The sequence below is a fragment of the Hydrogenophaga luteola genome (assembly GCF_042648585.1).
Classification (GTDB): Bacteria; Pseudomonadota; Gammaproteobacteria; order Burkholderiales; family Burkholderiaceae_C; genus Hydrogenophaga; species Hydrogenophaga luteola.
This window is the reverse complement of sequence record NZ_JBHRXX010000001.1, coordinates 569,758-582,172: the sequence shown is the minus strand read 5'-3', so window position 1 is coordinate 582,172 and position 12,415 is coordinate 569,758. Positions and strand designations below refer to the sequence as shown.

12 protein-coding genes are annotated in these 12,415 nt (G+C 67.3%); 5 read left to right on the top strand and 7 right to left on the bottom strand.

The window, feature by feature from the left end; genetic code table 11:
- Window positions 1-4 precede the first annotated feature (4 nt).
- Complete coding sequence (locus tag ACFOPI_RS02775) at window positions 5-1,024, bottom strand: DUF6976 family protein (RefSeq protein WP_382170501.1); 1,020 nt, start codon at window positions 1,022-1,024, stop codon at window positions 5-7.
- A 6-nt stretch (window positions 1,025-1,030) separates the two neighbouring features.
- On the bottom strand, window positions 1,031-1,759 hold the full coding sequence (locus ACFOPI_RS02770) for a hypothetical protein (RefSeq protein WP_382170499.1): 729 nt from the start codon (window positions 1,757-1,759) through the stop codon (window positions 1,031-1,033).
- Window positions 1,760-2,006: 247 nt separating this feature from the next.
- Here ACFOPI_RS02770 and lplT point away from each other — a divergent pair, with 247 nt between their 5' ends.
- Window positions 2,007-3,290, top strand: a complete 1,284-nt coding sequence (gene lplT, locus ACFOPI_RS02765) for a lysophospholipid transporter LplT (RefSeq protein WP_382170497.1) — start codon at window positions 2,007-2,009, stop codon at window positions 3,288-3,290.
- Here lplT and ACFOPI_RS02760 read toward each other — a convergent pair.
- Window positions 3,287-4,381 carry a hypothetical protein gene (locus ACFOPI_RS02760; protein WP_382170495.1) on the bottom strand — a complete coding sequence of 365 codons (1,095 nt, stop codon included), beginning with the start codon at window positions 4,379-4,381 and terminating at the stop codon, window positions 3,287-3,289. The genes lplT and ACFOPI_RS02760 overlap by 4 nt on opposite strands.
- A 175-nt stretch (window positions 4,382-4,556) precedes the next feature.
- Here ACFOPI_RS02760 and ACFOPI_RS02755 point away from each other — a divergent pair, with 175 nt between their 5' ends.
- The 4 genes from ACFOPI_RS02755 to ACFOPI_RS02740 all read left to right on the top strand — a co-directional run bounded on the left by ACFOPI_RS02755 (window position 4,557) and on the right by ACFOPI_RS02740 (window position 9,945).
- Complete coding sequence (locus tag ACFOPI_RS02755) at window positions 4,557-5,039, top strand: glutathione peroxidase (protein WP_382170493.1); 483 nt, start codon at window positions 4,557-4,559, stop codon at window positions 5,037-5,039.
- A 136-nt stretch (window positions 5,040-5,175) separates the two neighbouring features.
- Complete coding sequence (locus ACFOPI_RS02750) at window positions 5,176-7,098, top strand: PrkA family serine protein kinase (RefSeq protein WP_382170491.1); 1,923 nt, start codon at window positions 5,176-5,178, stop codon at window positions 7,096-7,098.
- 31 nt (window positions 7,099-7,129) lie between these two features.
- Window positions 7,130-8,410, top strand: a complete 1,281-nt coding sequence (locus ACFOPI_RS02745) for a YeaH/YhbH family protein (protein WP_382170489.1) — start codon at window positions 7,130-7,132, stop codon at window positions 8,408-8,410.
- Complete coding sequence (locus ACFOPI_RS02740; RefSeq protein WP_382170487.1) at window positions 8,407-9,945, top strand: SpoVR family protein; 1,539 nt, start codon at window positions 8,407-8,409, stop codon at window positions 9,943-9,945. Before ACFOPI_RS02745 ends, ACFOPI_RS02740 begins: the two co-directional genes overlap by 4 nt.
- 1 nt (window position 9,946) lies before the next feature.
- Here ACFOPI_RS02740 and ACFOPI_RS02735 read toward each other — a convergent pair whose 3' ends face one another.
- From ACFOPI_RS02735 to ACFOPI_RS02720, 4 genes are all read right to left on the bottom strand, one after another.
- Entirely contained in the window at window positions 9,947-10,639 is a 693-nt protein-coding gene (locus tag ACFOPI_RS02735; protein ID WP_382170485.1) for a helix-turn-helix transcriptional regulator, read from the bottom strand.
- 5 nt (window positions 10,640-10,644) lie between these two features.
- Entirely contained in the window at window positions 10,645-11,250 is a 606-nt protein-coding gene (locus ACFOPI_RS02730; protein ID WP_382170483.1) for a DUF6151 family protein, read from the bottom strand.
- Between the two features lie 79 nt (window positions 11,251-11,329).
- Entirely contained in the window at window positions 11,330-11,707 is a 378-nt protein-coding gene (locus ACFOPI_RS02725) for a VOC family protein (protein ID WP_382170481.1), read from the bottom strand.
- Between the two features lie 96 nt (window positions 11,708-11,803).
- Entirely contained in the window at window positions 11,804-12,223 is a 420-nt protein-coding gene (locus ACFOPI_RS02720) for a DUF3597 domain-containing protein (protein ID WP_382170479.1), read from the bottom strand.
- Window positions 12,224-12,415: the final 192 nt, after the last annotated feature.

The window sequence follows — 12,415 nt, the reverse complement described above, 5'->3', positions numbered from 1 at the left end:
GCTTCTACAGCTTCTCAAAGTTCACGTACACCATGGTCTGGTTGAGCAGCTGGTAGGCAATTTCGCCGAAGGTCATGGGACCGGTGATCGGCCCGGTGCGCTGGCCCTCCAGCTGGCCATAGAGGTAGTTGAGGATGCAGTTGCAGCTCCAGCGCGCCCCCAGCGCGTCGCCCGGCAGCGACTGCACAAACGAGCGGGCGTAGTCGGGCACCGGTTCGGCGATGCGGTACTCCACGTCGTCGAACACCGGGGCATAGAAGTCCACGCGCCCGGCGGCGGCGTCCACGGCCTTGAACGAGACATTGATCATCGCGCCCGAGTAGTCGGCCACCAGCGGCAGGCGGGTGTCGAAGCCCTGTTGCGCCAGGTACTGCGCCAGATTCACCAGCTGCCCGTTGACGAAGCATTCCTGCGCCGAGAAGCCGGTGGACGGAAAGCGGATGGCGTCGCCGCCGCCCGGCCGGAACAGGTTGAGGATGTCGATGCGCGGGTAAATCGACTCCGGCAGCGGTATGTGCACCGCCAGCGCCCTGTCGTGGCTGAAGACCAGGGTCTGGCCGTTGGCCACCACCGGTGCCGCCTGCCCCAGATCGTCCAGGTGCACGCCCGCGATCCAGCCCACCAGGGGCTTTATGTACATGTCCTCGAAGGCCGGGGCCTCGCGCGCGAAGCGCGAGTGCACCTCGGAGAAGGCCGGCACGATCAGCACCGTCAGCCCGTGGGCCGGTGCGTCCAGCGCCACCTTGTGCAGGTTGCCGACGTCGTACCAGCGCAGGTGGGGCGTCCCTGCGTGTGTGGGCAGATCGGTCACGAAGAGCTTCTGGCGCGAGGTCTCGCCACCGTCCTGGGCCATGAAATACGGGATGCTGCCGGCCAGCCAGTTGCCCGGCGGTAGTCGGCGCAGCAGGGCCTCGTCGGCCGCGATCGAGAGGTAGGCGCCGCTGCGGATCGCCACCAGGGTGTCCTGCAGGTCCATCAGCGTGCCGCTGACGGGCCGCACCGGCGGGGTTCGGGATGCGTTCATGTCGGGTCAGCCCAGCCGCAACTGGTCCAGTTCGTGGGTGAGCACGCGCTCGTTCTTGACGAAGTAGCGGTGCAGCTCCTTGAGCTTGAGCAGGCGCACCTCCTCGTCGTGGATCAGGTCGAGCTGCGAGCGCAGCTTGGTCAGCATCAGCTTGAGGCTGAGCACCTTGATGTCCAGGCTCAGGTCGCCGTCGAGCAGGCGCAGCCAGACCGGATCGGTCACATCGGGCACGGCGGTGTTGGCCGGCGCAGCTCCGGCGGGCGTGGCCGCGGGCGCGGGCGCTGGTTCCGTCTGGCGCGCCACGGGCTCGGAGCCCCCGGCGCGCCCGGTGTCCAGCGCATAGCGGTAACGCCAGACGTCCTGCAGGCTCAGGTCCAGCAGCGTGCACACCGACTGCAGCGGCACGCCCTCGCCGAACAGCGCGAACACCCGCGCCGCCAGCGCCCGGGTGAACGGCATGCCGGGCTCGCCCATCCAGCCGATGCCCCTGGACTCGACCCCGTGCGGCAGGCTCACGTGCAGATGAAAACGGACCGGCCCGATCGCCAAGTGCTGCCAGACCGCCACCTCCCCCGCCGGCACCGCCTTGGGCCGGCCGAACCAGCCGCGCTCGGGCTCCTGCCCGATCCAGACGTCGCAGCGGCGTTTGCGCACGTCCAGCCGGTAGTCGCGAACTTCCCAGGGGCGCTCTATCAACAGCAGCTGCCGCAGCAGCGCCTTGTCGATGCTGATCATGTGGGGTGTCTCCTCATTGGTATGAGAAGGCCGGCCGCAAGACCCGTTCCAGCCCAGTCTTGCGCCAAACTGACACACCCGGTACCGCTTCCCGCGGCGCCACTGCCACCCGGCGCAACAAGCCCCCGCACCGGGGTGGGACGGCCCGGGTGGCGTGCTATAACCGCCGCATCGTTGGAGACAGCCCGAGGCCCACAGCAGCCGCCACATCCCCGGACCCCGAACGCCGGCCACAACAAGACCCTCGATGAAGCGCGGCTTCTACACCATCATGACGGCGCAGTTCTTCAGCTCACTGGCTGACAACGCGCTGTTCGTGGCCGCCATCGAGTTGCTGCGCAGCCGCAACGCCCCCGAGTGGCAGAGCGCCGCCCTCGTCCCCCTGTTCGCCCTGTTCTATGTCGCTCTGGCCCCGTTCGTGGGCGCCTTCGCCGACGCGCGGCCCAAGGGTCAGGTCATGTTCATCAGCAACGCGATCAAGGTCGCGGGTTGCCTGCTGATGCTGGTGGGTGTGCACCCACTACTGGCCTACACCCTGGTGGGCCTTGGAGCCGCCGCCTACTCACCGGCCAAGTACGGCATCCTGACCGAGCTGCTGCCGCCGTCCCAGCTGGTCAAGGCCAATGGCTGGATCGAGGGCCTGACCATTGCCTCGATCATCCTCGGCGTGCTGCTGGGCGGCCAGCTCGTGGGCCCCTACCTGTCGTCGCTGCTGCTCTCGGTCGACGCGCCCGGGCTGAGCACCGGCATCGACCACCCGGCCGAGGCCGCCATCGCGGTGCTGGTGAGCGTGTACGCGCTGGCCGCGGCCTTCAACCTTCGCATCCCGCTGACCGGCGTGACCCCGCGGCCCATGCCCCGGAACCCGCTGGAGCTGCTGCCCGATTTCTGGCGCTGCAACGGCCGGCTCTGGAAGGACCACCTGGGCCAGATCTCGCTGGCCACCACCACGCTGTTCTGGGGCGTCAGCGGCAACCTGCGCTACATCGTGCTGGCCTGGGCCGGCGCCGCGCTGGGCTACACCACCACCCAGGCCTCCAGCCTGGTGGGCGTGGTGGCACTGGGCACCGCGGTGGGCGCGGTGGTGGCGTCACTGCGCATGCGGCTGGACCAGGCCACGCGCGTCATGCCGCTGGGCATCGGCATGGGCCTGCTGGTGATCCTCATGAACTTCATCGACAACGTCTGGGTGGCCGCGCCCTTCCTGGTGCTGCTGGGCGGCCTGGGCGGCTTCCTGGTGGTGCCGATGAATGCGCTGCTGCAGCACCGGGGCCACAACCTGATGGGCGCGGGCCGGTCCATAGCGGTACAGAATTTCAACGAGCAGGCCTGCATCCTGGTGCTGGGCGCGCTCTACAGCTTCTCCACCGGCATGGGCCTTTCGGCCTTCGCCGCCATCACCATCTTCGGCCTGATCGTGGCCGGTTTCATGTGGCTGATCATGCGGTGGCACCGCCACAACCAGCGGCACCACGGGGTGGAGCTGGAGCGGCTGCTGGAGATCGCCCGCCGGGACGACCTGCACGGCTAGAAGTTGATGTTGGTGCGCTCGAAGCCGTCCAGATTGACCAGCCGGTGCTGCGCCAGCACCTTGTAGAACTCGGCCTCGCCCACTGAGCGGGAGAGGTAGGCGTCGCAACCGGCCAGCCCCGCCTTGATGCGGTCCATGCTGCCCGCCGTGGGCGCGAACATCATGACCACCGGTGCGCTGCCATTGGGCAGCTTGCGCTGCTTGGCGCTGCGGCAGACCGAGTAGGCGTCGGCCTCCCCCTTGATGCGATCGATCGCCACCAGGCGGTAGGGGTGCTCCTTGAGAAGGGCCAGCGCCTGGGGCGCCTCGCGCGACCAGTCGATGTTCAACCCGTAGCGCTTGAATCGTTTGTGCAGGATGCGGCCTTCCACCAGACTTTCGGCCACCAGCAGCACGTCGCCGCGCTGGACCTCCGGTACCGGCGCCGCCGTCCGGCTGTTGCGGGAGCGCATCGAACGGGACGCTGGCGCGCGGGAAGGCGGCGCGGGTGCTGGCACCGGGTCCAGCGCCCCGAAGTCGGTGACCCGCACCACCCCGACCGGCTGGGAGGGGGTGGGCGGCATGCGTGTCATCGCATGGCGCAGCACCGGTGGCGCTGCGCTGGGCTGGCGCTCACGAACCATGGGCCGCGTTGCCGGGAACTCGGTGTCGGGCGAGCGGCGGCGCGTGCGCGCCAAGGGCGGCGGCGCCATGGCTCCGGTCAATGGTTCGGTGGCGGCAAAGCCGCGATCAGCCCCTTGGCGCGGCGCCACAGCGGCGGTGGGTGCAGCGGCCGACCGCGCCCGCGCGCCTACCAGCTCGTCCAGCGCCGCCAGCACGCCCACCAGCTTGACCGGCTTGCGCTGCAGCGGCCAGCCCGTGCCCGCATCGGTGTGGCCGATCAGCAGCACCCTGCCCTGCAGCTCGGCGTGGCGCACCAGGTGCACGGCCTGGGCGTTGTCGGCATTGACCACCAGGACCTGGGCGTCCAGCACCTCGTCCTGCACCACGTAGGCCGGTGGCCGACGTGCCGCCAGCCGGAAGAACGACTCGAATGTGGCCGATTCGCTCTCGGGAAAACCGACCAGGGCCAACGAAAATGAGCCTGCCATTCACCTCTCCACCGAATACAAAGGGACTACCCAACTGCCACGAGTATGCCCGCTCGGCCGTCCCGGGCTCTGTTCCGGTGTGCATGCAGAACGGCGCAACGTGACACAGTTCCAGCCTGAGCAGTCCGTGTGAAACGGGCCGCACACCCCCACCCCCACATGAGGAGCGCTTCCGGTGTCCAGCATCTATGACTTCCAGGCCCAGTCCATCGACGGTCGGCCGGTACCGCTTTCGAAGTACCGCGGCCAGCCCCTGCTCATCGTCAACACCGCCAGTGCCTGCGGCTTCACCCCACAGTTCGCCGGTCTGGAGCAGTTGCACCAGACCTACGGCGAACGGGGTCTGGTGGTGCTGGGTTTTCCGTGCAACCAGTTTGGCAGCCAGGACCCGGGCAGCGACAGCGAGATTGCCACGTTCTGCCAGCGCAACTACGGTGTGAGCTTTCCGATGATGAGCAAGATCGATGTCAACGGCGCCGAGGCCCACCCGCTGTACCGCTGGCTCACCGCCGAGGCGCCCGGGCTGCTCGGCAGCAAGGCCATCAAATGGAACTTCACCAAATTCCTAGTGGGCCGGGACGGCCGCGTGATCAAACGTTACGCACCACAGGACGCACCCGAGAAACTGGCCGGCGACATCGAGGCTGCGCTGGCCTGAATCAGGGCCGTACAACCCACATCTCTGTCCGATCTTTCACGCCATACGCAACACCAGGGGCTTTTCACGCGACCGAATTTCTGTGAACCTGAGGGCTGCGTTGTGATCCAACGTTGCAACCCTACAGGAGGTCGCCATGGACGTGATCAGCAGCTTCAGTGCCCGCTTCGAACGCACCCGCGAAGAAGAGATGTCGCTGGAGGAGTATCTGGCCGAGTGCAAGCGCAACCCGCTGGCCTATGCCACCCCGGCCGAGCGAATGCTCAAGGCCATCGGCGAACCGCAGATGGTCGACACGCGCAACGACCCGCGGCTCTCGCGCCTGTTCGCCAACAAGGTCATCAAGGTCTACCCGGCCTTTGCGGAGTTCTACGGCATGGAGGACTCGATCGAGCAGGTCGTGTCCTACTTCCGACACGCTGCGCAGGGCCTCGAAGAGAAGAAGCAGATCCTCTATCTGCTGGGGCCGGTGGGCGGCGGCAAGAGTTCCATCGCCGAACGGCTCAAGCAGCTGATGGAGCTGGTGCCTTTCTACGCCATCAAGGGCTCGCCGGTCAACGAGTCACCGCTGGGACTGTTTGATCCGGTGGAAGACGCGCCATTGCTGGAAGAGCAGTTCGGCATCCCGCGGCGGTATCTCAACCGCATCATGAGCCCCTGGGCCGTCAAGCGGCTGGAGGAATACGGTGGCGACATCCGGCGCTTCCGTGTGGTCAAGCGCCACCCCTCGGTGCTGCGCCAGATCGCGGTCAGCAAGACCGAGCCGGGTGACGAGAACAACCAGGACATCAGCTCGCTGGTCGGCAAGGTGGACATCCGCAAGCTCGAAACCTATGCACAGGACGACCCCGATGCCTACAGCTACTCGGGCGGCCTGTGCCTGAGCAACCAGGGCCTGATGGAGTTTGTCGAGATGTTCAAGGCACCCATCAAGGTGCTGCACCCGCTGCTGACGGCCACGCAGGAAGGCAACTTCAAGGGCACCGAAGGTTTCGGTGCCATCCCGTTCGACGGCATCGTGCTGGCGCACAGCAACGAGAGCGAATGGAAGGCCTTCCGCAACAACAAGAACAACGAGGCCTTCCTCGACCGCATCTACATCGTCAAGGTGCCGTACTGCCTGCGCGTGTCCGAAGAGATCAAGATCTACGAGAAGCTGATCCGCCACTCCTCGCTCTCGCAGGCCACCTGCGCGCCGGGCACGCTCAAGATGATGGCGCAGTTCTCGGTGCTCACGCGCCTGAAGGAGCCGGAGAATTCTTCGCTGTACTCCAAGATGCAGGTCTACGACGGCGAGAACCTCAAGGACACCGACCCGCGCGCCAAGAGCTACCAGGAGTACCGCGACTTCGCCGGTGTCGACGAGGGCATGAACGGCATCTCCACGCGCTTCGCGTTCAAGATCATCTCCAAGGTCTTCAACTTCGATTCGACCGAGGTCGCCGCCAACCCGGTGCACCTGATGTATGTGCTGGAGCAGCAGATCGAGCGCGAGCAGTTCCCGCAGGAACTGGAGCAGAAGTACGTCGGCTTCATCAAGGAGCAGCTGGCGCCGCGCTACGCCGAGTTCATCGGCAAGGAGATCCAGACCGCCTACCTGGAGAGCTATTCGGAGTACGGCCAGAACATCTTCGACCGCTACGTCACCTACGCCGACTACTGGATCCAGGACCACGAGTATCGCGACACCGATACCGGCGAAGTGTTCGACCGCCAGTCGCTCAACGCCGAGCTGGAGAAGATCGAGAAGCCCGCGGGCATCAGCAACCCCAAGGACTTCCGCAACGAGATCGTCAACTTCGTGCTGCGCGCGCGCGCCAACAACGCCGGCCACAACCCGCTGTGGACCAGCTACGAGAAGCTGCGCACGGTGATCGAGAAGAAGATGTTCTCCAACACCGAGGAGCTGCTGCCGGTGATCAGCTTCAACGCCAAGGCCAGTGCCGACGAGGCCAAGAAGCACGAAGACTTTGTGACGCGCATGGTGGCCAAGGGCTACACACCCAAGCAGGTGCGCCTGCTCTGCGAGTGGTACCTGCGCGTGCGCAAGTCCAGCTGACCTCGGAGGCCGGCGTCCAACAGGAACATCCATGCTGCAGTCCATCATCGATCGGCGGCTGGCGGGCAAGAACAAATCCATCGGCAACCGGGAGCGCTTTCTGCGCCGGTACCGCGAGCAGATCGGCGAGGCGGTGCGGCGCGCCATCAGCGGGCGCGGCATCCGCGACGTCGAACGTGGCGAGGAGGTCCACATCCCGCAGCGCGACCTGTCCGAGCCCGAGTTCCGCCACGGCCCCGGCGGCAAACGAGAGGTGGTGCACACCGGCAACCGCGAGTACCTGACGGGCGACCGCATCCAGCGGCCCCAGGGCGGCACCGGACAGGGCAGCGGGAGCGGCCAGGCCAGCGACAGCGGTGAGGGCGAGGACGACTTCACCTTCGCGCTCAGCCGCGAAGAGTTCATGCAGGTCTTCTTCGACGACCTGGCCCTGCCCAACCTGGTCCGCACCCAGTTGGCGCAGGTTCCCGAGTTCAAGAGCCGGCGCGCCGGTTTCACCAGCAGCGGCACACCCAACAACCTTCACATCGTGCGCTCCATGCGCGGCGCCTACGGCCGGCGCATCGCCCTGGGCGGTGCCGTGCGGCGCGAGTGCGACGAGCTGGAAGAACGCATCGCCGAGCTGCGCCGCCGTGGCGACGACCCGGTGGTCCGCAGCGAGCTGATCGAACTGGAGGCGCGGCTCAAGCAGCTGCACTGGCGCATCGAGCGCCTGCCCTACATCGACCCGATCGACCTCAAGTTCCGCAGCCATGTGCGGGTGCCGGTGCCCAGCGCTCGCGCCGTGATGTTCTGCCTGATGGACGTTTCCGGCTCGATGGACGAGCAGCGCAAGGACCTGGCCAAGCGCTTCTTCGTGCTGCTCTACCTGTTCCTGACCCGGCACTACGACCAGATCGATCTGGTGTTCATCCGCCACCACACCCAGGCCCAGGAGGTCACCGAGGACGAGTTCTTCCACGCCCGCGAAACCGGCGGCACCGTGGTCTCCAGCGCGCTGGAACTGATGGACCGCATCGTGCGCGAGCGCTACAACCCGCAGGAGTGGAACATCTACGGCGCTCAGGCCAGCGACGGAGACAACTGGATGAACGATTCGCCCAAGTGCGCCGAGCTGCTGAGTTCCCGCCTGCTGCCGGCCTGCCGCTATTACGCCTACATCCAGGTCACCGAAGAAGAGCAGAACCTGTGGCAGGCCTACGAGGCGCTGAGCCAGGCACATCCGAATTTCGCGCTGCGCAAGGCCTCGGCCGCGTCGGACATCTACCCGGTGTTCCGCGACCTGTTCCGCAAGGAAGGAGCGCCCGCATGAGCGGCCTTGAGCACCCCCTGCCGATGCTGCCCCGGCCGGCCGAGCCCCTGCCTGGCCCCAGCGACTGGACCTTCGAGTTGATCGAGCGTTACCACGAGGTGATCGAACGCACTGCGCGCCGCTTCGGCCTGGACACCTACGCCAACCAGCTGGAGGTGATCACCGCCGAACAAATGATGGACGCCTACGCCAGCGTCGGCATGCCAGTGAACTACCGCCACTGGCGCTTCGGCAAGGAGTTCATCCTCACCGAGAAGAACTACAAGCGCGGCCACATGGGGCTGGCCTACGAGATCGTCATCAACAGCGACCCCTGCATCGCCTACCTGATGGAGGAGAACACGATGGCGATGCAGGCGCTGGTGATCGCCCACGCCGCCTACGGCCACAACAGCTTCTTCAAGGGCAACTACCTGTTCCGCATGTGGACCGATGCCAGCGCCATCGTCGACTACCTGGTCTACGCGCGGAACTACATCGCCGAGTGCGAGGAGCGGCATGGCATCGACGCGGTGGAAGACCTGCTGGACTCCTGCCATGCGCTGCAGAACCACGGTGTGGACCGCTACCGCCGACCCAGCCGCAAGTCGCTGGCGCAGGAACTCGCGGCGCGCAAGGACCGCGAGGCTTACGCCCAGCAGCAGGTCAACGAGCTGTGGCGCACGCTGCCGCGACGCGCCGAGGCCGAGGGAGACGCCCTGGCGATCAAGCGCTTTCCGGCCGAGCCGGAAGAAAACATCCTGTACTTCATCGAGAAGAACGCGCCGCTGCTGGAGCCCTGGCAGCGCGAGGTGATCCGCATCGTGCGCAAGATCGCCCAGTACTTCTACCCACAGCGCCAGACGCAGGTGATGAACGAGGGCTGGGCCACCTTCTGGCACCACCGGATCCTCAGTGAGATGTACGACAACGGCTTCCTGACCGACGGCGTGATGATGGAGTGGATCAAGTCGCACACCAACGTGATCTTCCAGCCCGGCGTCGGCGACCGCCGCTACAGCGGCCTCAACCCCTACGCCCTGGGTTTTGCGATGTACACCGACATCAAGCGCATCTGCGAAGACCCCACCGACGAGGACCGGCAGTGGTTCCCCGAACTGGCCGGCACGCCCTGGCTTCCCGCGCTGGACCACGCCATGCGCAACTTCAAGGACGAGAGCTTCATCGGGCAATACCTCAGCCCCCGGCTGATGCGCGAGTTCCGGCTGTTTGCCCTGGTCGACGATGACCAGCAGGACACCCTGGAGGTCAGCGCGATCCACGACGAAACCGGCTACCGGCGCGTGCGCGAATCGCTGTCGCGCCAGTACGACCTGGGCTCGCGCGAGCCCAACATCCAGGTCTGGGACGTCAACCTGCGCGGCGACCGCTCGCTCACGTTGCGCCACACGCAACACAACGACCGCCCTCTGCACGAAAGCGCGGGCGAGGTGCTCAAGCACGTGGCCCGGCTGTGGGGCTTCGGCGTGCAGCTGGAGAGCATCAACAGCAAGGGCGAAGTCACCCTGCGGCGGGAGGTCCCGGTGCGGGCCTGACTCAGTGCGCGGTGCTGTGCCCGGTCTCGCGGCGCAGCAGATCGGCCAGCGTCTTGCCCGGCTCGACCGGAAACACCGCCTCGCCCACCCGCACCGCCTCCATGCGGTCGAGCCGGAAGTTGCGAAAATCCTGGCGCTGCTCGCACCAGGCCGCCAGCGTCCAGACCCGGCCCCAGTAGAAGCAGCCCAGGGGCCGCACCTGCCGCTCGGTGCGGCGTTCGCCCAGGTCGACGTAGCGCAGCGTCACCCGGCGGCGCGCCTGTGCCGCCTCGCGCAGCAGCTGCAGGCGCTGGCCCAGAGCGGGCTCCAGCCCCACCGGCGCGATCAGCAGGGGCTGGCGCTCCACCTCGGCCCGCACGCCAGCGGGCAGGACCGAGAGCACGCGCGACATGGCGTCCGACGCAGCCAGCGCCATCGCCGGGTCCAGCCACTGCTGCGCCAGCCGGGTGGCCAGTGCCAGGGCGCGCGCCTCGTCGACGGTGAACATCAGCGGTGGCAGCTCGAAGCCCCGGCCGAGCCGGTAGCCCACGCCCGCCTCGCCCTCGATGGGCACGCCCTGCGCCTGCAGGTCGGCCACGTCGCGGTAGACCGTGCGCACCGAAACCTCCACACGCTCGGCCAGCCAGGCGGCGGTGGACAGGCGGCGGCCACGGATCAGCTGGACCAGAGCAAAGAGTCGGTCGGCGCGGCGCATCGGGATCAGGTGCCACCCGGCCCGGACCGCAGACGCGCGCGCTCGTCCGCCGACAGCACCTGCGGCGTGGCGACCGGTGCGCCCGCCGCATCGAAGAACGGGGTGTTTCTGTAGCGTCCGGACAGCCGACTGCCCAGGACCATGCCCAGAATCGTCCACATCGTCGGGAGCAGACCGGAGGTCCGGGGCTTGGGTTCGCCGAGGGCACTCTGCGTATTGACGCGCGCACCCACGGAGCCGAACGATGGCTCCAGCGGCGCGCTGTCGAGGCACTGGACCAGCAAGCCGGTGAACGGCCGGTCGTGGCGGGCCAGGGTGTTGCCGATGGGCGTGCGGCAACACGCGGCGTACCAGCGCAACATGCCCTGGGGAGACAGGCGCATCACCGCCAGGTGCCCGGCGCCCTGGCTGATGCGGATGCGGTGCGGCGCCAGCTGCACCACGTCCGAGCCACCCTGCGCATCTAGCATGCGCCCGACCGGGTCCAGAAAGCGCGCAAACGCCTGGCAGTCCTTGCAGTAGCAGACCACACGGGTGTTGCGGCCCTCCAGCGTGACATGGCCCTGCAACAGTCCGCAGCGGCAGCGCAAGGGGTGGGTGGCGGTGGTCATCGGTTCTCCCAAGGTCGATGTGGCGGGCTCATTGTGCGGGAACCGCAGCGTCCTCCGGCCCCGGTGCCGGGGTCGGCGCTCACGCCAGCGCGTGCAGGCCCACGCGGTTGCCTTCGCTGTCGATGATGTGGGCGAAACAGCCCATGCCCTCGGGCAGGGTCACCTTCGGCTGGGCCACGCGGCCGCCCGCAGCTTCGGCGCGCGCGATCCAGGGGTCCAGCGCGTCGCCGGCATTGAGGTAGACCAGGGTGCCCTGGTCGGCGGGCCGCATCGCCGGGTTGCTGAACAGCGCCCCGCGCACGTCGGTCTCGCGTTCGCCGGGAAACACGGCCAGCTCCTGACCGGGTCCTCCGAAGGCCTCGCGTTTGAGGGACTGGCGGGTCAGCGCCTCGTAGAAGCGCACGGCGCGGTCCATGTCGGCGACCGGGATCTCGAACCAGTTGAGGGTGTGTGCCATGAAAGACTCCAGGTGGTGGTTGAACAGAACCCGGAGTCTGCGGACCCCCTGCTGCCAACGCCTTGTCAGCAGGCTGGCAGCGGTTGCATCAAGACATCAGAGCAGCTCTTGCGGGATGTTGCCGCCGTTGGCCGCGATGTGGCCCAGCACCTGCTTGTGCAGCCACATGTTCATCTTGGCCGAGTCGGCCATCAGCTCGTCGGGGCAGTACAGCTCCTTGGCCAGTTCCTTGCGCGCGGCCAGGCTGCTGTCCAGCCCCAGCAGCTTGAGCAGGTCGACGATGGAGGTCTTCCAGTTGAGCTTTTCGGGGTGTTTGGCGGCCTTGTCGGTGAGCAGGGCCATCACGTCCACCATGGCGATGGGATTGACCACCGGCGCGGCTGGTGCCGCAGGGGCCGCGGCGGGTGCGACAGTGGGGGCGGGTGCGGGCGCTGCGGCGGCGGGCGGGATGATGACCGGCGCGGCGGCCGCTTCCTTCATGCCGAGTTTTTCGAGGATGTTGCTGAAGAAACCCATGCTGCTGCTCCTGTGGCGTCGAGTGAAGGGAGGTGTGTCGGGCCGGACGCGGTCGGCCTCGGAGGGACAGCATAACGGCGGGAGTGCCACGAAAGCATGACAATTCGTCTCCGCCGGCCAGGCCCCGCCCACAGCGTGAGGCAGTGCCCGCCCCTGTGCCGCGGGCGCCACGGGCGCGGATGGCGCCCGCGC